This is a genomic window from uncultured Propionibacterium sp. (assembly GCF_963539965.1).
Taxonomy (GTDB): Bacteria; Actinomycetota; Actinomycetes; order Propionibacteriales; family Propionibacteriaceae; genus Propionibacterium.
The window spans coordinates 1-19625 of sequence record NZ_CAUTOU010000038.1; the positions used below are offsets into that span (position 1 = coordinate 1).

At 71.3% G+C, this 19625-nt stretch carries 18 protein-coding genes, 1 tRNA gene, 1 other RNA gene and 1 pseudogene; 12 read left to right on the forward strand and 9 right to left on the reverse strand.

Annotation, left to right across the window (positions count from 1 at the left end):
* The 3 genes from R2N01_RS07485 to R2N01_RS07495 form a co-directional block, all read right to left on the reverse strand.
* A partial coding sequence (locus tag R2N01_RS07485; RefSeq protein WP_316670003.1) for a hypothetical protein occupies window positions 1-314 on the reverse strand: 314 nt, incomplete at its 3' end.
* Window positions 315-491: 177 nt separating this feature from the next.
* The gene (locus R2N01_RS07490) at window positions 492-845 is read right to left on the reverse strand and encodes an AAA family ATPase (protein WP_316670004.1); all 354 of its coding nucleotides are present in this window, start codon (window positions 843-845) and stop codon (window positions 492-494) included.
* A gap of 1 nt (window position 846) precedes the next feature.
* Entirely contained in the window at window positions 847-2085 is a 1239-nt protein-coding gene (locus tag R2N01_RS07495) for an exonuclease SbcCD subunit D (RefSeq protein WP_316670005.1), read from the reverse strand.
* Between the two features lie 477 nt (window positions 2086-2562).
* Between R2N01_RS07495 and R2N01_RS07500 the strand changes: the two genes are divergently transcribed.
* The 3 genes from R2N01_RS07500 (at window position 2563) to R2N01_RS07510 (ending at window position 5032) form a co-directional block, all read left to right on the forward strand.
* Window positions 2563-4146 carry a LicD family protein gene (locus tag R2N01_RS07500; protein ID WP_316670006.1) on the forward strand — a complete coding sequence of 528 codons (1584 nt, stop codon included), beginning with the start codon at window positions 2563-2565 and terminating at the stop codon, window positions 4144-4146.
* A 2-nt stretch (window positions 4147-4148) separates the two neighbouring features.
* Window positions 4149-4385: a hypothetical protein gene (locus R2N01_RS07505; RefSeq protein ID WP_316670007.1), complete on the forward strand. Its 237-nt coding sequence runs from the start codon at window positions 4149-4151 to the stop codon at window positions 4383-4385.
* A gap of 374 nt (window positions 4386-4759) precedes the next feature.
* Entirely contained in the window at window positions 4760-5032 is a 273-nt protein-coding gene (locus R2N01_RS07510; RefSeq protein WP_316670008.1) for a DUF1540 domain-containing protein, read from the forward strand.
* A 99-nt stretch (window positions 5033-5131) separates the two neighbouring features.
* On the opposite strand, the gene R2N01_RS07515 is transcribed toward R2N01_RS07510, so the two are convergent.
* A complete protein-coding gene (locus R2N01_RS07515; RefSeq protein ID WP_316670010.1) occupies window positions 5132-5974 on the reverse strand; it encodes a hypothetical protein in 843 nt (280 codons plus the stop codon).
* Window positions 5975-6166: 192 nt separating this feature from the next.
* On the opposite strand from R2N01_RS07515, the gene R2N01_RS07520 reads away from it, so the two are divergent.
* On the forward strand, window positions 6167-7150 hold the full coding sequence (locus tag R2N01_RS07520; RefSeq protein WP_316670012.1) for a zinc-binding dehydrogenase: 984 nt from the start codon (window positions 6167-6169) through the stop codon (window positions 7148-7150).
* Window positions 7151-7198: 48 nt separating this feature from the next.
* Here R2N01_RS07520 and R2N01_RS07525 read toward each other — a convergent pair whose 3' ends face one another.
* Entirely contained in the window at window positions 7199-8032 is an 834-nt protein-coding gene (locus R2N01_RS07525) for an aldo/keto reductase (protein WP_316670013.1), read from the reverse strand.
* A gap of 122 nt (window positions 8033-8154) precedes the next feature.
* Complete coding sequence (locus tag R2N01_RS07530; protein ID WP_316670014.1) at window positions 8155-9048, reverse strand: LysR family transcriptional regulator; 894 nt, start codon at window positions 9046-9048, stop codon at window positions 8155-8157.
* Window positions 9049-9162: 114 nt separating this feature from the next.
* Here R2N01_RS07530 and R2N01_RS07535 point away from each other — a divergent pair, with 114 nt between their 5' ends.
* On the forward strand, window positions 9163-9600 hold the full coding sequence (locus tag R2N01_RS07535; RefSeq protein WP_316670015.1) for a nuclear transport factor 2 family protein: 438 nt from the start codon (window positions 9163-9165) through the stop codon (window positions 9598-9600).
* 32 nt (window positions 9601-9632) lie between these two features.
* Entirely contained in the window at window positions 9633-10280 is a 648-nt protein-coding gene (locus R2N01_RS07540) for an NAD(P)H-binding protein (RefSeq protein WP_316670017.1), read from the forward strand.
* 67 nt (window positions 10281-10347) lie between these two features.
* On the opposite strand, the pseudogene R2N01_RS11485 reads toward R2N01_RS07540, so the two are convergent.
* Window positions 10348-10497 (reverse strand): annotated as a pseudogene (locus tag R2N01_RS11485) (DapH/DapD/GlmU-related protein); the annotation flags it as partial.
* Window positions 10498-11165: 668 nt separating this feature from the next.
* Window positions 11166-11250 (reverse strand) — tRNA-Ser (locus R2N01_RS07550).
* Between the two features lie 163 nt (window positions 11251-11413).
* Here R2N01_RS07550 and ilvA point away from each other — a divergent pair.
* A complete protein-coding gene (gene ilvA / locus R2N01_RS07555) occupies window positions 11414-12688 on the forward strand; it encodes a threonine ammonia-lyase IlvA (RefSeq protein WP_399553258.1) in 1275 nt (424 codons plus the stop codon).
* An 86-nt stretch (window positions 12689-12774) separates the two neighbouring features.
* On the opposite strand, the gene ffs is transcribed toward ilvA, so the two are convergent.
* Window positions 12775-12871: signal recognition particle sRNA small type (gene ffs / locus R2N01_RS07560), an RNA gene on the reverse strand.
* A gap of 182 nt (window positions 12872-13053) precedes the next feature.
* On the opposite strand from ffs, the gene R2N01_RS07565 reads away from it, so the two are divergent.
* From R2N01_RS07565 to R2N01_RS07585, 5 genes are all read left to right on the forward strand, one after another.
* The gene (locus tag R2N01_RS07565; RefSeq protein WP_316670021.1) at window positions 13054-13338 is read left to right on the forward strand and encodes a DUF2249 domain-containing protein; all 285 of its coding nucleotides are present in this window, start codon (window positions 13054-13056) and stop codon (window positions 13336-13338) included.
* 6 nt (window positions 13339-13344) lie between these two features.
* A complete protein-coding gene (locus R2N01_RS07570; RefSeq protein WP_316670023.1) occupies window positions 13345-14031 on the forward strand; it encodes a hypothetical protein in 687 nt (228 codons plus the stop codon).
* A gap of 57 nt (window positions 14032-14088) precedes the next feature.
* Window positions 14089-15282, forward strand: coding sequence for a hypothetical protein (locus R2N01_RS07575; protein ID WP_316670025.1), 1194 nt, complete (start codon window positions 14089-14091; stop codon window positions 15280-15282).
* Entirely contained in the window at window positions 15279-17969 is a 2691-nt protein-coding gene (locus tag R2N01_RS07580) for a multicopper oxidase domain-containing protein (protein WP_316670026.1), read from the forward strand. Before R2N01_RS07575 ends, R2N01_RS07580 begins: the two co-directional genes overlap by 4 nt.
* Before the next feature lie 94 nt (window positions 17970-18063).
* A partial coding sequence (locus tag R2N01_RS07585) for a DNA polymerase III subunit gamma and tau (RefSeq protein WP_399553259.1) occupies window positions 18064-19625 on the forward strand: 1562 nt, incomplete at its 3' end.

The following is a 19625-nucleotide window of genomic DNA, read 5'->3' on the forward strand; positions in this document are numbered from 1 at the left end:
GCCTGTTCGCAGCGCTCGGCCCGGCGCTCGTTCCTGGCCCGCAGCAGGGCCAGACGCGCTTGCGCCAGCTCATCGAGCGCCGCCGGCCGGTCCGCCTCGATGGCCGCGGCGATGGCCTGCGGGCCGGGCGCCCCGGCGGGATCCACGCCGGTTCCGGTGCCATCGCCCGACCAGGCCGAGTGCGCGAACTCCGCGGCCGCCGAGCCCACCCGGTCGCGGGCCTGCTGCACGCGCTCGGAGCAGTCCTGGGCGAGCCGCCTCAACTCGTCGGCCATCCTCTCGTAGACCTGGGTGCCGAAGATCTGCTGCAGCACGCCGCGGCGCTCCTCGGGGCCGGCCCGCAGGAAGGTGGCGAACTGGCCCTGCGGCAGGACGACCGTCTGCGTGAACTGCTCGCGGCTCAGCCCGATCGCCGCACGCAGCTCCGCGGAGGCGTCCTGGACGTTCGACGTGACCGGTTCGCCCTGCCCGTCGTAGGGGTCGGCGAGCTTCTACAGCGTGATGCGCGGGTTCTCGCTGGTCGTGCCGGTCCCGCGCTTCTTCGGACGCTCGTACCTGGGGGAGCGCCGCACCCTGTACAGGCCGCGGCTCGTGTCGATGACGAGCTCGACGTACGGGGCGGTGCCCGGCGGAAGGTGCGTGGACGCCAGGCGGTCGTTGCTCGACTCCTCGCCGGACACCGAGCCGTAGAGGGCGAAGACGATGGCGTCGATGATCGTCGTCTTGCCCGAGCCCGTCGGCCCTTCCAGCAGGAACAGGCCGTTCTCGCCGAGCGCCCGGAAGTCGATGATCTCACGGGCCGCGTACGGGCCTATGCCGCACAGCTCCAGATGGAGGATCCGCATCTCAGCCCCGCCTCCCGGCGGCCTCGAGCGCTTCGGCGAGCACTCTGCGCTCGGCCGCGCTCGGCGCCCGGTTGGACACCTGCTCGGCGAAATCGCCCGCCACCTCCAGCGGATCGGCGGCCCCGGTGACCTCGGCCGGTGTCGTGCTGCGGCGCCCGGCTGGCTCGAAGAGCACCTGCAGGGCATGCGGGAAGACCCTCTTGATCGTGTGGACCAGGTTGTCGGGGCGGGATTCACCGGTGACGGTGACGCGCACCCAGTCCTCGCGGCGATCGGCGAATCGAGGCCCGAGCACCTCGGCGAGGCCGCCCGACACGTCGGACAGGCGCCGGGGGACCGGAGCCGCCACGAGCCGCACGTCGGCCACCGGGCCGCGCCGGTCGAAGTCGATGACGGCCGTCGACTTGCGATGATCCCTCTCGGAGAAGGAGAACGCCAGGGGCGAGCCCGCATAGCGCATGACCGGGGCCGGCCGGCCGCGCCCGCCGTCGGGCGCATCCGGGCCGCCGGGCCCGTGCGGATCGCGCGAACCGGGCACCTGCTGCGGGCCGTGCAGGTGCCCGAGCGCCACGTAGTCGGCGCCCGCCTGCGCGAACAGCCCGGCCGGCACCGAGTCGACGCCGCCGATGCGCAGGTCCCGCTCCGACTCGCTGGGGAGCCCGCCCGTGACGAACTCGTGGGCCATGATCACCGCCGGAACGCGCCCGGCCCCGGAGGACCGCCGTGCCGACAGGTCGTCGGCGACCAGCTGCAGGGCCGCCCCGACGACGGCCTCGTGGGAACGCCCCAGGGGCGCACCGGCGCCGATGGCGGAGGCCAGCTCGGCCCGCGTCATGTCGGGGTCGAGGTAGGGCAGCGTGTAGACGAGCAGCCCGGCCGAGCCGTCGGCGGCGGGGAGCACCACCGGCACGCCCGCCCGCGCGGGCCGTGCGCGGATGTGCAGCCGGCCGCCGAGCAGGCCCGCATTGAGGCCCAGGCGCTGCGGGCTGTCATGATTGCCCGGCGTGATGACCACGCGGGTGACCTCGCACAGTCGTGCCAGCGCCGCATCGAGCATCTCGACCGCGCCGATCGGCGGCAGCGCCCGGTCGAAGACGTCGCCCGGGACGAGCACCGCATCGACCTGCTCGGAGGCCGCCAGCCCGACCAGGTGGTCCAGGAACCGCGCGTGCGCGCCCGACAGGTCGACCCCGTGCAGGGTGCGCCCCAGATGCCAGTCGCTCGTGTGCAGAATCCTCATGCCAAGAAGGGTAGAGGCGGGCACCGACGAATCGCGTGCGCACCTGGCGCAGCCCCGGGGCCGGAACGTCGGAGCGAGGAGAGGGGCTCGGGCGAGGGGCCCGGCCCCGGCGGCGGCCCTCACTGCCGGCCGACCGCCTGCGGATCGATGCCCTGGGCGCGTGACGACTCCTCGGACAGGGGCGTGGCCACAGTCGTCCTGAGACGATGCCGTCGCGGTGATCGGCCTCCTCCGGCGCTGGGACCCGCCGCGGGCCCCTCGACCTGAGGCGGCGCGGGCGGGTCGTATGGTGATGGGGAGGCGTCCGGCTCCCCTGCCCCGGGAGCTCCGCCCCGAGTGACGGCACGTACCACCCGGACCCCGACGCGCCTGCCCGGGGCCCGCCGGGGAAGCCCGGGGGCGCCTCCACCTGTTCGCTCGGTCGCGATCCTCGCCGCCCGACGCCCGGCGGCGCTGCAGCGCAGGAGGTACGAACCCATGACATCCACGATCGACGAACCCACGACGGGTCCGCCGGGCGCCCTGGCGATCGACCGCCAGGAGATCAGCATGGCGCTGCCCGCCGGCTGCGAGGACCTCATGGTCGAGGTCTACCTGGAGGGCCGCCGCATCTGGACCACCCGCACCAGCCGCGGCGAGTGGCGCGATGACGGCCGCTGGCACATCGACTGGCCCAGGGCCATGCACCCGCGTCTGGTCGGCACCGGCGCCTTCGCCGTCGAGCTCGGTCCGCGGGGCGACCGTCTGCTCGCCGAATCGGTCACCGTCACGCTCGGCGGCTCCACCGCCCCACTCGCCCTCGACCATCCGATGACCGGCTCGCCGCAGGTCATCAACAAGTGGGGCCGTGTGGCCAAGAGCTTCGAGGACAAGGACGACGAGTTCTTCGACGCCCTGCTGGCGTCCACCCGCGAGATCGCCGACTTCCTCGGGGACGAATGCGGCATCGAGGCCTTCCTGCACGGCGGCTCGCTGCTCGGCCCGGTGCGCGACGGCGACCTGATCCCCTATGACGACGACTCCGACCTGGCCTATCTGTCGGAGCACCAGAACCCCACCGACATCGCCCTCGAGTCCTACGGCATCGAGCGCAGGCTGCGCGAGGCCGGCTACGACCTCGTGCGCCACTCCACCGGCCACATCCAGGTGATGTTCCCCGGCCACTCGATGATCGACCGTTACTACGTCGACATCTTCACCTGCTTCCTGATCGGTGACCGCTTCTACACCTCGCTGCACGCCTGCGAGCCCGCCGGGACGATGAGGATCCACCCGCTCGGCACGATGAACGTGCGCGGTCACGAGCTGCCCGTACCCGCCGATCCGACGACGGTCCTCCTCGCCCTGTACGGCCCCGGGTGGGCCACGCCCGATCCCTCCTACCGGTACGAGACCCCGCCGCAGGTCGCTCGCCGCTACTACTGGTGGCAGAACCACTTCGACGCCCACCGCGAGGACTGGGAGGACTTCTGGCGGTGCAACTCCTCGCTCGGCTCCGACATGCAGCCCTCGGACTTCGCCGTCTGGGCCGCCGAGCGCCTCACCGATGGGGCGAGCGTCTACGAGATGGGTTGCGGTGACGGCCTGACCGCCTGCCACCTGGCGGCTGACCGCGCCGTCCTGGGCAGCGACTACGCCCGCCCGGCGCTCGCGCTGGCCCGGGAACGGGCCGCTCGCGCCGGCGTCGACGTCCGCCTCCTCGAGTCCAACCAGTACTCGGCGCGCCAGATCTCGCACGCCCTGCGCGAGGCCGCCTCGTTCGGCGGACCGGTCGACGTCGTCATCGAGAACCTCTTCGACGGCATGCACTTCCTCGGCTGGGACGGCACGATGCGCGTCATGCGCCGGCTGCTCGACCTGGGCGGGGCGGCGCTGGTCGGTGTCGGCGGCGGCTGCCACGGTCACGCCCCGGCCGCCGACGAGCCGCCGGGCGACCGTTTCTGGGGTCCGCAGGAGTTCGCCATGCGCATCGAGCGCTTCGCCATGACGATCGCGTCGGTCGAGATCATCGATCCCCGGGGGCGGAGCCCCCGCTACCGCTACCTCATCAGGAAGGCATGACCATGAGCATTCTGTCCCGTGCCCGCCGTCGCGCCGGCTCGGCGGTCCGTGCGTACGACCAGGTGCGCTCGGCCCCCGGACGTGTCGAGGAGCTGGGGCGCCGCGTCTCCGAGCTCGAGGCCGCCGTCGGGCGTCTCGACCACGACCTGGACGAGTCCCGCCGCCTGAACCTGCGCGCCGCCGAGCTGCTCGACATCGTTCAGAGCGAGATCGTCGCCCGGGCCTCCGAGAGGGCCTGATGCCGGGGGCCGTGCCCGGCGGGCACGGCCGGAGCGCTGGGCCCCGAGCCGGTTCCCTCGCGCACCGCCCCCCGATCGTCCTGGTGCTCCCCGTCCGCCGGATCGAGCGGATGACCCGAGAATTCATCTCCAGCCGCTTCCGGGGCGAATTCCGGAAGGCTTACCTCAACGGCCCCCTCCGGATGCTCGCCGGAAATCCTGCGGCGGTACTGTTGCGGACTATTCCGAGCCATTGATTTTTTTCACAGAAAAGCTTCTGACTAGGCATGATGCATGAAAAGGCCAGCCTGTGCTGGCTTGTGGGGATCATGTCGAAGGGGCAGAGTTCCAATTGTCAGGAATGACATCCGGAATCTGCGAAGGGAAGAACGATCATGACCGCCATCACTGTCGTCAAGTCCTGCGCCGCCACCGACTGCGCCTTCAACAACGGCGGCTGCAACGCGTTCGCCGTCACGGTCGGCGCCGAGTCCGCCTGCCGGACCCTCACCATTCTCGATGCTCGCGCCGGCCTCGCCGACGCGAGCAGCCAGGTCGGTGCCTGCCAGTGCATCGAGTGCGTCCACAACAAGGACCTCATGTGCACGGCGGCCGACGTCTCCTTCGGCGCCGACGGCGCCCACTGCACGGCCTACGAGGTGGCCTGAGTCGCATCTGACACGGTCCCACCGGCCCGTTCCCGGTGAGTGGTCGTTCCCGTGGCCCCTGCCGAGTCGCTCGGCAGGGGCCACGGGCATCCGGGGTACTCAGCCGACGGCCGGCGCAGTGCGGGAGGCCAGGGTCTGGAGCGCAGCGGCCAGTGCGCCCGTGTCGTCGACCGGGGCATCGAACGGGGCGAAGAAGGTGCTCGTCACGGTGGGCTCCACCGTCATGAGCGTCAGGCCGTAGCGGTCGACGTCGACGCAGTAGATGCGGTTCCAGGTGTGCGGGCAGCCTGCGGTCATGCTGTGACGCGAGCAGATGCGACCCCCGATGCGCTCGTCGTCGATGGCGTCGGCGATGTTCCACAGGGCGTCCTCGCCGAGGCCCATCGCGGCGTCGAAGACGTCGAACTCCTCCTCCACGGTGGGGAAGGGCATCCCGGTACCGGCGTTCAGCAGGGTGCCGAAGGCCATCGGCGTGACACCGGTCGAGTCGTGCAGCAGGACGCGCTGGGTGCGGATGACGCCCAGGCGGCCGTGCGGGTGGGAGACGGCGACGGCCACCCTGGGCGGCAGCTGGTCGTCGGCCAGGAGCTGCGCCGAGACCTGCGGGGGCATCCACTCGAGGGTGCCGAGCAGGTGCACGGCCGACGAGATGATGTGCACGCCCGGCTCGCACGAGGCCTTGGCGATATCGAGGCGGACGGCGATCGACTCCGTCAGCGGCATCTCGGCGGCCTCGTCGCCCGGGACGGGGCAGCAGGCCACCACGATGCGGCCGGACCTGGTGAGGCCGTGCGCGAGGAACTCGATGCTGACCTGGGGGTCCTGGTGGTAGGCGAGCAGCGACCCGCAGCCGGCGCCGCAGAGCAACCTGTGGGCGATCGACTGCGTGCGCCCGACGAGCGCATCGGTGATTGCCGCGCCCGCTTCCGGTGTCGAAGACATATCGTGGCCCTTCCATCGGGGAAGCCGGTACTCCATGACGGAGCGCTTAGGCGAGCCTAAACTGTTGACCCTCGGATGGGAAGATCGGGTCTGCCCTTCGGACGATATTTCGCCGTGGGGACACGTCCTCCGGGCGTTCCCGGGCCAGAATCGTTCACGTGCGGCGCACCCACCCGAACCGAAGGAGACGCGATGCGAGCCCTGCTGCTGGATGCCCCCGGAAACCCTGAGACCCTGCGCGTCGGGCAGGTCTCCGAACCCGTCGCCGGCCCCGGCCGGGTGCTGGTCCGGGTGCATGCCTGCGGTCTCAACCCGGTGGACTGGAAGGTCGCCTCGGGCGGCAACCCGGACTGGGTCTGGCCCCACATCCCGGGCCTGGACGTCGCCGGCGTCGTCGAGGCGGTCGGCGAGGGCGTGACGGACGTCCAGGTGGGCCGGCGCGTCGCCCTGCACCACGACCTGCGCCGGCCCGGCGGCATGGCCGAGCTGGTCGTCGTCGACCCCGTGGCCCTGGCGCCCGTCCCGGACGGCGTGAGCTTCGAGGCCGCCGCGGCCCTGCCCTGCGCCGGCATGACCGGCTACCAGGCGCTCACCCGCCGCCTGCACCTGCACGCCGGGCAGAGTCTCCTCATGACCGGCCTCGGCGGCGTGGGCGGCTACGCCGTGCAGGTGGCCGCCCACCTGGATGCTCATGTCATCGTCACCGCCTCGGAGGCCAAGCGCGCCGAGGCCCTCGCCCTGGGGGCCGAGCACGTCATCGACTACCGTGACGGCGATGTCGTCGCCCGGGTACGTGAATTCACCGGCGGCCGCGGCGTGGACGCCGTGCTCGACACCGTCTCGGCGGCCTCGGCCACCGACAACCTCGGCGCGCTGGCCTTCAACGGCGGACTGGCCTTCATCAACGGTCGCCCCGATCTGACGTCGGTGCCCGAGTTCACCGTCTCGCCATCGATCCACGAGGTCTCGCTCGGCGCCGCCTACTCCAACGGGGACGAGGGCTCCCGCGCCGATCTGTCGGCGATGCTCGGCGAACTCATGGGCCTGGTCGCCGCCGGTGCGCTGGATCCGCGCATCGTCGGCACGCTCGCCCTTGACGAGGTGCCCGCCGGCTATGCCCGGCTCAAGGACGGGCACCTGGGCGGCAAGCTCGTCATGGTCGACCCGGCGGCCTGAGCGGGCACGATGGCCACCGGGCGCGCCCGGTGGCCCGGTCCGGCCCGCTCACTCGAGGGCGAGCAGCCGCTCCAGCATGGCCGGATCCTGGTGGTCCGGCCCCTCCTTGCGGTCGATCGTGGCGATGGCGGCCATCTCCGCGTCGGACAGGGCGAAGCCGAAGACGTCGATGTTGGCCGCCAGACGGTCGGCGTGCGTGCTCTTGACGACGACCGCGACGTCGCGCTGGGTGAGCCAGCGCAGGATGACCTGGGGCACCGACTTGCCGTGGGCCTCGGCGATGACCCGCAGCACCGGGTGGTTCAGCACCTCGGGGTTGCCCTGGGCCAGCGGGCTCCACGCCTGAAGGACGGTGCCGTGCTCGGCGGCCTGGGCCTGGGCGTCGATCTGCTGGTTGAAGGGATGCGCCTGACGCTGGTTGACGGCCGGTACGACCCGGTTGTGCTGGATCAGGTCGGCGTAGCGGTCGGGGTAGAAGTTCGAGACGCCGATCGAGCGGATGAGGCCCTGCTCGTGCAGTTCCTCGAGTGCGCGCCATGCGCCGTAGTAGTCGTTGAACGGCTGGTGCATGAGGTCGAGGTCCAGGTAGTCCAGCCCGAGCAGGTCCAGGCTCACCCTGAAGGCCTCCTTGGTCCTCTCGTAGCCGTAGTCCTTGAACCACAGCTTCGTGGTGATGAACAACTCCTCACGGGGGACACCGCACGTGGCGATGGCCTTGCCGAGGGCGCCCTCGTTGTAGTAGCGCGAGGCGGTGTCGAACAGGCGGTAGCCGGCCTCGATGGCGGCGGGCACCGCGGCGGCGACCTCCTCGTCGCTCATCTGGAAGACGCCGAGACCCAGCTTGGGCATCTGCGCGCCGGTGTTGAGGGTGATGTACTCCATGGTTTCCTCGATTCGTACTGGTCCTCGATGGGGCGGTCGGGCGGGGCTCCCGCTCCTCCATCCTCGCTCTGAGGGGCAAGCCCGGCCCGTCCGACCCGATGGGCCGGGGGCCGGGGAGCGGGTCAGACCGTCCGGGCGAACCGGCTGCCGGCCGCGTACGAGTCCTGCAGGATCCGCACGAGGTCCAGGGTGGATCCGCGCTTGTCGGAGGCGTGCGTGCACAGCACGCAGCTGATCGTCTCGGGGCAGTCGAAGGGCGTCCAGGCGACGTCGTCGCTGCCGCTGTTGAGCATCCCCGGCGCCAGGCAGACGCCGCGGCCGGCCAGTACGTTGACGAGCGTCGTGTCGTGATCGGCGCTGTTGAAGTGATCGATGCCCAGGGCGCTCACGACGCGGTGCTGGATGGCCCGTAGCGCGGTGGGCGAGCCCCCTCCGACCATGAGGGTCCGCTCGCGCAGGTCGTCCATCGTGACGAGTTCCTTGCGGGCGAGCGGGTCGTTCCTCAGCGTGATCAGGTAGATGCGGCTGTCGTACAGCGGGTGAACGGTGACATCGGCCGCGCGCCGGACCCTCTCCTCGAGAGTGAAGAACGCGTCCTGCTCCCCGCGCAGGAAGGCGTCGGGACTGCCCGTCGGGTCGAAGACGGGGGTGACGGACACGTCGGGGTGCAGCTCCCCGAACTTGCGGATCGCGCGCGGCAGGGCCGCCAGGGAGGCCCGGTCGGGCAGGCCGATGTGCAGCGCCTCGGCGTACCGCGAGCCGAAGTTCTGGCCCATCTCGACGGCCCGCTTCAAGTCGTCACGGATCGATCGCAACGCGATGCAGAACTGGGCCCCGGCCGGCGTGAGCACGGCCCCGCGGCCGGAGCGGACGAAGATGGCGAAACCCGCCTCGTCCTCGACCGCCCTGATCTGGTAACTGAGCGAGGGCTGCGACATGAACAGGTTCTGCGCGGCCCGGTTGAAGTTGAGCGTCTGCGACAGCTCGAGGACGCAATCGATCTGTTTCGTGTTCACAATGCTCCTGATGATCTGGAAATCGAATCGAGTACAGGAGCACTTGATCGAGTTGTCCGATCATTCGTTCCTAGGCTCGGATCATCAGCACGAATGCAATGCAAGGAGAATGGCATGACCCTGGAACAGCTGGAGGCCAAGGACGCGATACGTGAGGTGATCGACCGCTTCTCGAATCTGGAGTGCGATGTGGCGGCGCAGAGCGCGCTGTTCACCACTGACGCCCGCGTCGAGGTCTACACGGACGGAGCGCGCACCATGGACATCCGCGGCAGGGACGAGCTCATCCAGCGATTCGGGGCCTTCACCGGCGGGGTCAAGTCCTCGTACCACATGAACGGGCAGCAGGTCATCACCCTCAACGACGACGGCACCGCCACCGACGAGCACTACTGCCGCGCGGTCCTCGTCTCGTCCGGCGAGGACGGCGACCGCCTCTCAGACAACTGCATCCGCTACACCGACACCCTCGTCCAGCAGGAAGGGGCCTGGCTCATAGCCCACCGCGAGCAGCACTTCGTGCTGTCCGAGACGCGTCCCCGGAACACTTGATCAGGCTGAGGAAGCTGAAGGAAGAGGCAACCATGAAGATCACCATCCTCGGTGCGGCGGGCCGGGTCTGCGACTATCTCATCCCCATGGAGCTGGCCGAGACCGACGACGAACTCGTCCTGTACGCGCGCGACGCGGGTCGCCGCCTGGGACGGTATGCGGGCCGTCCCCGCGTCAGGCTCGTCGACGGCGACTTCACCGACGACGACGCCCTGGCCGAGGCGCTGGCCGGTGCCGACGCCGCCTATCTCAACGACATGCAGCGGCTCGAGCCCACCCGCCATGTCGTCGCGGCGGCCGAGCGGGCCGGCGTCGACACCTTGATCGGGGCCAACATCCTCGGCATCCACGACGAGGTGCCCGGCGCCATGGGCCGCTGGAACCTGTCGATGGTCGGCCGGGCCGGTGAGGACCGCCTGAGGAGCACCGCCGAAGTCGTCTTCGACTCGGCACTGAGCAATTGGACGATCCTGCGCCTGACCTGGCTGTACGACCAGGACGGCAATGAGTCCTACGAGCTCGTCCCCCGGGAACGGCCGTTCCCCAATACGCAGGTGACCCGCCAGGGCGTGGCCCGCGGCGTCTTCGACATCCTGCACGACACCACCGGCCGGTACGCCCGTACCAGCCTCGGCATCGGCGAGCCCGGAACCTGTTTCGACAAGCCCTCATTCTACTGACCCCCGCCGGGAGCTCGTTTGTCGGATCCGCCGGAGCGGAGGCGGCTCACTTCGTCCTGTCGGCGTTCCTGATGAAGCGCGCCGGGTTGCCGCCGACGATGGTGCGCGGCGCGACATCGTGCGTGACGACGGCGCCTGAGGCGACGACCGCACCCTCGCCGACGGTGACGCCCGGAAGGATGATGGCGCGGGCCCCGATCCAGGCGCCTCGGCCGATGCGGACCGGCTTGAATTGCAGGACCCGCAGGTCGTCGAAGTCGTGATTGGCAGTGATGAGCGCCGCCTCGGGGCCGATCATCACGTCGTCCTCGATGTCGATGCCGCCCGAGGACATGCAGGTCAGACCGTGGTTGACCAGGACATTCGTGCCGATGGTCATGGCCTTGGCGCGGTCGATCTGGAACGGCGGCAGGATCATCGAGTCGGCCGGCAGGCGGCCCTCGAAAAGTTCATCGAGGATCTCCCGGATGGCGGGTGAGCCGGGATCGGTGGTGTTGGCGCGGAAGCTCAACAGCCTGCTGCGGCTCATTTCGGCGGCGGCAGTGGTGCGGTACTCCTCGTCGGTGCGGATGTCGATCCATTCGCCGGCCCGCATGCGCTCGTAGATGTCCATCGGACATGCCCCTCTCGAACTGGTGGTGCTGCCGTCGGTCCAGGGACGATGCGCTCATTCGGGCGTACGGGATCCTCGATCGCCGATTCGATTCGTCGATTCGTCGGCATCGTCCTCAGGGGCGTGCTCGCCGGATGGAGGGCCGCGGAGGGCGGGGGCCCGGTCAAGAGCGGCCCCCGGGGCCGGGTGCGCCCGGAGACACGGTCCGCCGAGGCGCCGGACCGGTGAGGAGCCCTCTGATCAGTGCTTTCGCATCTGCCGGAGAATGACCGCGGAGGATACGAGATTCGAACTCGTGAGGGCGTGAACCCAACCCGCTTTCCAAGCGAGCGCCATAGGCCTCTAGGCGAATCCTCCGCCGGAGAGCTTACAGCCTCATCCCCGCGCGAACCAATCCGAGCGTCCGGGGACGACGGGCCCGCCGGGCGGCCCGTGCTCGCCATCGCGCCCGGGGCCGGCGCTCCTTCCACATGCTGCCGTCGCGAGCGCACGCGGGACGGGGCACGGCACAATGGGGCGGGTGGGCACAGCGGACATGAATGAACTGGCGGAGATGGTCGACGAGGCCGCCGATCTCCTCAAGGGCGTCGCCACCGAGACCCCTCTGCAGTACGACGAGCGCCTCTCGCAGGCCACCGGCTGCAGGGTCTGGCTCAAGCGCGAGGACCTCCAGCCGGTCCGCAGCTACAAGCTGCGCGGCGCCTACACCTTCATCTCCCGGCTCGCCGAGGAGCAGCGAGCCGCGGGCGTCATCGCGGCCTCCGCCGGCAACCACGGCCAGGGGGTCGCCTGGTCGTGCGCCAGGCTCAAGATCAGGGGCACCGTCTACGTGCCCAGCACCACGCCCCGCCAGAAGCGCGACCGCATTCGTTTCTTCGGCGGCGACTACGTCGAACTCGTCGTCGGCGGCGAGACCTACGACCGCGCCGCCACGGCGGCGGCCGCCGAGGCCGAGCGGACCGGCGCGACGATGGTCCCGGCCTTCGACGACCCCCGCACCGCCGCCGGCCAGGGCACCGTCGCCCGCGAGATGTTCAGCCAGCTCGGGCGCGTCCCCGACGCCCTCATGATCCCGGTCGGCGGCGGCGGCCTGCTGTCCGGCTGCGGCGCCTGGACCCGCGTCAACCATCCGGGCGTGCGCATCATCGGCGTCGAGCCGGCCGGTGCACGCTGCCTGGCCGCCGCCATGTACGAGGGCCGCCCCACCACTCTTGATCATGTCGACGGTTTCGTCGACGGTGCCGCGGTGGCCCGCGCCGGCGACTTCACCTTCGCCATGTCCCGCCTCGTCAGCCCGGAACTGATGGCTGTTCCCGAGGGGCAGGTCTGCTCCGAGATGCTCGGTCTCTACCAGGTCGACGGCATCATCGCCGAGCCTGCCGGTGCCCTCGCCTCGGCGGCCCTGAGCGCGCGCCCGGCCGACGTCTCCGTTCAGCTGGAGCCCGGGCAGGAGGTCGTCGTGATCGTCTCCGGCGGCAACAACGACGTCTCCCGCTACGCCGAGGTGCTCGAACGCTCCGGCGTTCACGAGGGCCGCCGCCGCTACTTCCTGGTGAACTTCCCGCAGGAGCCCGGCGCCCTGCGCCGTTTCCTCGACGACGTGCTCGGCCCCGACGACGACATCATCGTCTTCGAGTACACCAAGCACTCCAATCGCGAGACCGGCCCGGCCCTCGTCGGCATCGAGCTGGGCGACCCGGCCAGTTACGAGTCGCTGCTGGCCCGCATCGACGGCTCGCCGCTCAAGGTCGAGGTGCTCAAGCCGGACACGGCCATCTACCGCATGCTCGTCTGAGCGGGGCCCGGGGCCGCAGCGGGACCGCGCCCGGGCGGACGCCACCGGCCCCGGGGCGTTCCCCGGCTCGTGCATGATGGATGGTGCAGAGGGGCCTCCCGCGCACCCGGAAGAGCTCACTTACCCTTGCTGCCTTCCGACCCTGGGGGAGTTGGGCGAGGTACCGCCGCGCGGGAGACCGTGTGCCCAACTGTAGCCGCGCGGGCCGCCAGGGAGAAACCGCGGCCGGGCCCCGCCCGGTCGGCGGGGCCCGGCAGGCGGGCGGATCCCGGCGGCGGAGGACCGCCTCGAGCGGTTGTTGTTACGGTCTGGCTGTAATTTGATTGATCACGGCGGCCGGGACCGCCCTGCTGAAGGAGACTGACATGGCTGATCTGCCCATCACCGAGACCCACGACTGCGGCTGCGACGGGCACGCCGTGAGCGAACCCGAACTCGACGCCACCCAGATTCCGCATGAGATCCGCCATGCCGCCATCCTCGGCGCCCTGCAGGGCATCGGCCCCGGTGGGTCGATGATTCTCGTCGCCCCGCACGACCCGCTGCCGCTGCTCGCCCAGGTCGACAGCGCCTGGCCGGGCGCCTTCGCCCGCGAGTACGTCCAGGAGGGCCCCGACGCCTGGAAGATCCGCTTCACCCGCCAGGCCTGATCCCCGATGACCGACAGCCCTTGCACGCGCCGCGCCGCCGCGCCCTCCGCCGGGCCGGTCGGCGTGGCGCGCGAGCGCGTCCTGGCGGCCCTCCAGCGGGCGCACGGCCCGCTGTCCACCGACGACATAGCCGGCGCCACCGGTGTGCATCCCAATACGGTGCGGTTCCACCTGAACCGCTTCACCGGCGAGGGGATCGTCGACGTCTCCAGGGCCCCCGCAGCCGGGCGGGGCCGCCCCCGCATGCTCTACACGGCCACCGACAAGGCCTTCAGAGCCGGCCCGCAGAACGACCGCCTGCTCGCCGATGTCTTCATGCACCACTTCGCCCGGGAGAACGACGGCGCCCTGGCCGACGCCGCCGAGCGGGCCGGACGCGAATGGGCCGAATGCGCACTCGGACAGGAGAACCTCGCCGGCGAGGACGATTTCGCGTGCCTGGTGGGGCTGCTCGACGAATGGGGCTTCTCGCCGATCGTGGCCGACGGCCCCGACGGCGCAGGAATCATCGAACTGTGCCAGTGCCCGTTCGTCCACGAGGTCGAGCAGCTGCCCGATGCCGTCTGCCCGTTGCACCGCGGTATCGCCTCCGGCGTGCTCGAGCGCCTCGGCGGCGCCTGGCGGGTGGCCGACCTGGTGCCGAACAGTTCGCCCGGGCGGTGCTCGCTCACCTGCTGCAGGTCCGGCGGCTGAAGCCGCCCGGAACCTCCCCATCGATCCATGAAGAGCACCATGTCGCAGGTCCCGCCCATGCCAGCATCCTTGGTCGCGCCGAGAACGGGGCAGCCCCTCGGCGGTCGGCTGCGCCGCGCCCTCCTTCTCGTCCCGTGCGGGCTCTCCATGCTCATGGGCCTGGACTCCGCCCTCGCCCTGCTGAACCTGTCGGCGCCGCTCGGCGGCGAGCGCTTCACGGGCGCCCACGGAATGCTCATGGTGATCGGCTTCGTCGGGGCCCTCGTCGGCCTGGAGCGCTCGGTCGCGATCAGGCGCTGGTGGGCCTGCGTCGCGCCGGTCTGCATGGCCCTCGGCGCGCTGCTCAGCCTCGTCGGGCCACTGCCGATGCGCGTCGGCAAGGCCGTCATGGTCGCCGGGTGCATCGCCATGTGCGTCGACTGCGTCGTGCTGTGGAACCGCAACCGCGAACCGCTCGTCGCCGTTCAGATCGGCGGCGGCGTCTCGGCGCTGTGCTCGGCGATCGTCTGGTTCGGCGGCGCGGCGGTGCCCGGTTTCATCTCCTTCCTCATCTCGTTCCTGGTGCTGACGGTCATCGCCGAACGCCTCGGTCCGTCGCGCATCGGCCAGCTGGCCTGGACGCCCGGCCGCCGGCGGCTGCACGAGGACTCGCTGGTGGTCCTCGCCGCGCTGGCCCTCCTGTCCGGACCGCTGACGATGATGCGGCCCTCCGTCGCCCTGCCCGTCTACGGCCTCGTCCTCATCGCCCTGTCGGTGCAGTCGGCCTCGGGCGACGTCGCCCGCCGCGGCATCAAGGCGGCCGGCTCCAACCGCTTCATGCCGGTCATGATCCTGACCGGCTACGGCTGGCTCGTCGTCACGGGCCTCCTGCTGCTGCGCCCCGCTCTGTCAGGCCTGCGCTACGACGCGACGCTGCACGCCGTCCTCCTCGGCTTCACCATGTCGATGGTCGCCGCCCACGCCCCGACGATCCTGCCCGCACTGCTCGGCGTGCAGATGCGCTTCGTCGCCGGCTTCTGGGGGGTGGGCCTGGTGCTGCACGCGACGCTGGCGGTACGCGTCGCGGCGGACCTGGCCGGCTCCGAGTTCTGGCGCCAGGTGGGCGGCCTGGGCAACATCGCCTCCCTGCTCGGCCTCGTCGCCGTGGCCATCTGGTCGTCCGTGACGCAGGACGCCGCCGCGACCGAGCAGGCCCCGCGCCCCGGCTCCGGCGGCCCGCCGGTCGTGACGGTCCCGAGGGCGGACGCATGAACATCGAGAGCCCCGGATCCGCCGGACGCCCGGACGGCCCCCGGGCGGTAGGCGCCCGTCCCGGGCGGGGGGCCCCGCGCAGGCCGCGCGGCCTGGCCTCGCGCCGGGCCTGGCACCGCATGTCGGCCGTCCTCGTCCGCATCTGGGCGTGCGTCGTCATCGCCGGGATGGTCGGGCGGCACCGGTACCCCGGCCTCGGCTGGGTCGGGCTGCACGCCGCGGCGCTCGGCGTCGCCACCAATGCGGTCGTCGTGTGGAGCGACTACTTCGCCGCCGCCCTCATGCGCAGCCCGTCCAACCGCCGCGCCCCGCAGATCGCGATCCTGTCGGCCCTCAACGTCGGCATCCTCGCCCTCCTGGGCGGCACCGAGCTGGGCGCTGAGCCGGCGCAGAGCATCGGCACGCTGCTGTGCGTGCTGGCGATTCTCGGCCACGTCGTCAATCTGGGCGTGCGCTCCGCGGAGGCGCTCACCACGCGTCTGGGCAGGACCGTGCTCGGCTACTACATCGCCTGCGGCTGCTGGTTCGTCGTCTGCAGCCTGTTCGGCCATCTGATGACCGCTGCCGGCGGCAGCCGCCTCGACGTCTTCATGATGCCGCACATCGCCACCGGCGTCCTGGGCTGGCTCGGCCTGGCCGTCATGGGCACGCTGCTCACGCTGTGGCCGACGATGCTGCGCACCCGCATGGTGCCCGGCGCCGAGACCAACGCCCGTCGCGTCCTGCCCCTGTTCTGCATCGCCATCGCCGCGACCGGCCTGGGCGGGGTCGCCGCGCACGGCTGGATCTCCGCGCTCGGCCTGTTCGGCTACACCGCCTGTGTCGGCGTGACGGTCAATGCCATGTGGGCGGCCTCGAAGGTCAAGCGCCCGGTCAGCTACGCCTCCCGCTCGGTGATCTGCGGCATGACCTGGCTCGTCGGCGCACTCGTCGTGGCCATCGTCCTCATGGCCACCAGCGCGGACCGCCAGCAGATGCTGGCGCGTCTGCCGCACCTGGCCTGGCCCTTCCTCGGCGGCTTCGCGACCCAGCTCATCGTCGGCTCCCTGTCGTACCTGCTGCCGGTCGTCATCGGCGGCGGCCCGGGCAGGGTGCGGCGTCGCAACGCCATCATGGACACCCTCGGCGATGCCCGCCTGGTCAGCGCGAACGCGTCCGGCCTGAGCCTGCTCGCCCCGCTGCCGCAGGCCGCGCGCGTCGCAGCACTGGTCGTCCTGGCGGCCAATGTCCTGTTCTTCTTCGTGACGATCGCCCGCTGCGTCCTCGCCGAGAAGCCGCTGCCGATCAGCGCGGACGGCACGATGAGCGAGCGCGGTCGCCGCCTCACCTGGGTCCTCGGCGCGGGCGTCGTGGCGCTGGCCATGTCGGTCGCCACCGCCGTCTCCCCGGCGACGGTGATCGGCGTCATCGGCTCCGGCGCCGGGACGGGGGCCGACATCTCGGACGCCCCCGTCCAGCGCGTCTCGGTCACCGGTGCCGACATGAGGTTCACACCCAATCGGATCAGCATCGCCGCGGGCACGCACCTGATCGTCACCCTGACGAACGAGGACACTGGCGGCCAGGTGCACGATCTCACCTTCGCCAGCGGCGCCGGCACCGGCCTGCTCCCGCCCGGCGCCTCCGCCGAGGTGGACGCCGGGGTCATCGGCGAGTCGCAGGAGGCCTGGTGCTCGGTGGCGGGCCACCGCCAGATGGGCATGGTCCTGCAGGTCGTCGTGGACGGCACGGCGGCGCCCGCCGGCCCGGGCTCGTCCGGCTCCTCGGGGGACCATGCCACGCTCGACCCGAACGCGACGATGAGCGTCGGCCCCTTCGACGCCTCGCTGGCCCCCGCCCCGGACGGGACCGTCCACGATGTTCACCTGGAGGTCACCGAGGAGGTCGTCGAGGTCGCCCCCGGCGTGCGCCAGCTGCGCTACAGGTACAACGGACAGAGCCCCGGGCCGATCCTGCACGGCCGCGTCGGCGACACCTTCGTCGTTACGCTCACCAACTCGGGTTCGATGGGCCACTCCATCGACTTCCACGCCGGCGACGTCTCCCCGGACGATCCGATGCGCACGATCCCGCCGGGACAGACCCTCACCTACACCTTCAAGGCCGACCGCTCGGGCATCTGGCTGTACCACTGCTCGACCTCGCCGATGTCGCTGCACCTGGCCAACGGCATGTTCGGCGCCGTCGTCATCGACCCCGAGGGCCTGCCCGAGGTGGACGAGGAGTACGTCGTCGTCGAATCGGAGTCGTGGTTCGGCCCCCAGGGATCCGGTGAGGACGCCGATCGCCTGGGTGAGACCGAGCCCGACGCCGTCATGTTCAACGGCTACGCCTTCCAGTACGACGACTACCCGCTCGAGGCCGAGGCGGGGGACCGCGTGCGCTTCTGGGCGCTCGACGCCGGTCCGAACGAGCAGCTCAACTTCCACATCGTCGGCGCCCAGTTCGACACGGTCTGGAAGGAGGGTGCCTATGCGCTCGAATGCGGTTACCAGCCTTCGGCGACGGTGGATGCCTCGTGCGGCACTACCGGCACGGGCGGATCGCAGGCGCTCTCGCTGGGCGCCGCCGAGGGCGGCTTCGTCGAACTCGTCGTCAACGAGCCGGGCCACTACAAGTTCGTCAACCACTCCTTCTCGTACGCGGAGAAGGGCGCGCACGGGATCCTCGAGGTGACCGGGCGGTGACGCGCCGGACCCCTCCGCCGTTCGGGCACCGGGGCGGAGCGGATGGCACCCGCGCGGTGGGACCGCCCCCGCACGTCCGGATACCGGCCGGAAAATGCGGGCAGGGGCTAATAGGCTGGTCCCCGTGAGCGATCCAGCAGAAGAGGTCGAGCCCGTCGGCGCCGTCGATGAGGGCTTCTTTGCGCAGACCGGCCCGAGTCTCTTCGGCGACGACGAGCCGGCCGCGCCCGCGCCCGCCATGATCGACGAGCCGGCCCCCGACACCGAGCTCGACGCGGCCGAGTCGGTCGAGGCCAGCATCGACGGGGGCTTCGATCCCGACGACCCCGCGCTCGGCGAGCCCGATGACACGGACGCCGCCGACGGGGGCCCCGATGCCGAGATCGCCGCCCCCTCCTTCGCCCCGGCCCCGGATGAGGACGCCGCCCTGGAACGGCGCGTCGAGCAGGAGGCCTCGCAGGCCCGGCTGGCGCTGTACCGCCGCTACCGCCCCGACACCTTCGACCAGGTGATCGGCCAGGAGCACGTCACCGAACCCCTCATGCGCGCCATCGCCAATGGCCGCGTCAGCCATGCCTACCTGTTCAGCGGCCCACGCGGCTGCGGCAAGACGACCAGCGCCCGCATCCTCGCCCGCTGCCTCAACTGCGAGCAGGGCCCCGCCCCCGCGCCCTGCGGCCGCTGCCGCAGCTGCCGCGACCTGTCCACCGGCGGTCCGGGCAGCATCGACGTCATCGAGATCGACGCCGCCTCGCACGGCGGTGTCGACGACGCTCGTGACCTGCGCGAGGGCGTCTACTTCGCGCCCGTCCACTCGCGCTACAAGATATACATCATCGACGAGGCCCACATGGTCACCCCGGCGGGCTTCAACGCCCTGCTCAAGGTGGTCGAGGAGCCCCCGGCGCATGTGAAGTTCATCTTCGCCACCACCGAGCCCGACAAGGTCATCGGCACCATCCGCTCGCGCACGCACCACTACCCGTTCCGGCTGGTGCCCCCCAAGGTCCTCACCGGCTATCTGCAGGAGATCTGCGACGAGGAGCACGTGCGGGTCGACTCCGGCGTGCTGCCGCTCGTCGTCCGGGCCGGCGCCGGCTCGGTCCGCGACTCGCTGTCGGTGCTCGACCAGCTGCTCGGCGCGGCCGGCGAGGACGGCGTCGGCTACGGACAGGCCGCCGCCCTGCTCGGCTATACGCCCGACGCCCTGCTCGACGAGATGATCGACGCCTTCGCGGCCGGTGACGGCAAGGGCGTCTTCGGAACCATCGACAAGGTCATCGAGGCCGGCCAGGACCCCCGCCGATTCGCCGAGGACCTGCTGGCGCGCCTGCGGGACCTGGTCATCATCGCCCAGGTGCCCGACGCCCTCGGCTCGGGCCTCATCGACGTCGCGCCCGACCTGGCCGACCGGCTCGACCAGCAGGCCGTGCGCTTCGGCGCCGGCGAGCTGACGCGCGCCGCCCAGGTCATCGCGCAGGGCCTCACCCAGATGCGCGGCACCACGGCCCCCAGGCTCTACCTCGAGCTCATGTGCGCCCGGGTGCTCGTGCCCGGGGCCGACGCGGCCGAACGCGGCACCGCGGCCCGCCTCGATCGTCTCGAGCGCCGCCTCGGCGTTGCCGGCGCCCCGGACGGCGAGCAGGCGCCGCGGGC

Excerpts from the sequence above, each read along its gene's own strand:
- R2N01_RS07490 (WP_316670004.1), bottom strand. The coding sequence starts at position 845 with ATGCGGATCCTCCATCTGGAGCTGTGCGGCATAGGCCCGTACGCGGCC.
- R2N01_RS07495 (WP_316670005.1), bottom strand. The coding sequence starts at position 2,085 with ATGAGGATTCTGCACACGAGCGACTGGCATCTGGGGCGCACCCTGCAC.
- R2N01_RS07500 (WP_316670006.1), top strand. The coding sequence starts at position 2,563 with ATGACATCCACGATCGACGAACCCACGACGGGTCCGCCGGGCGCCCTG.
- R2N01_RS07505 (WP_316670007.1), top strand. The coding sequence starts at position 4,149 with ATGAGCATTCTGTCCCGTGCCCGCCGTCGCGCCGGCTCGGCGGTCCGT.
- R2N01_RS07510 (WP_316670008.1), top strand. The coding sequence starts at position 4,760 with ATGACCGCCATCACTGTCGTCAAGTCCTGCGCCGCCACCGACTGCGCC.
- R2N01_RS07515 (WP_316670010.1), bottom strand. The coding sequence starts at position 5,974 with ATGTCTTCGACACCGGAAGCGGGCGCGGCAATCACCGATGCGCTCGTC.
- R2N01_RS07520 (WP_316670012.1), top strand. The coding sequence starts at position 6,167 with ATGCGAGCCCTGCTGCTGGATGCCCCCGGAAACCCTGAGACCCTGCGC.
- R2N01_RS07525 (WP_316670013.1), bottom strand. The coding sequence starts at position 8,032 with ATGGAGTACATCACCCTCAACACCGGCGCGCAGATGCCCAAGCTGGGT.
- R2N01_RS07535 (WP_316670015.1), top strand. The coding sequence starts at position 9,163 with ATGACCCTGGAACAGCTGGAGGCCAAGGACGCGATACGTGAGGTGATC.
- R2N01_RS07540 (WP_316670017.1), top strand. The coding sequence starts at position 9,633 with ATGAAGATCACCATCCTCGGTGCGGCGGGCCGGGTCTGCGACTATCTC.
- R2N01_RS07565 (WP_316670021.1), top strand. The coding sequence starts at position 13,054 with ATGGCTGATCTGCCCATCACCGAGACCCACGACTGCGGCTGCGACGGG.
- R2N01_RS07570 (WP_316670023.1), top strand. The coding sequence starts at position 13,345 with ATGACCGACAGCCCTTGCACGCGCCGCGCCGCCGCGCCCTCCGCCGGG.
- R2N01_RS07575 (WP_316670025.1), top strand. The coding sequence starts at position 14,089 with ATGCCAGCATCCTTGGTCGCGCCGAGAACGGGGCAGCCCCTCGGCGGT.
- R2N01_RS07580 (WP_316670026.1), top strand. The coding sequence starts at position 15,279 with ATGAACATCGAGAGCCCCGGATCCGCCGGACGCCCGGACGGCCCCCGG.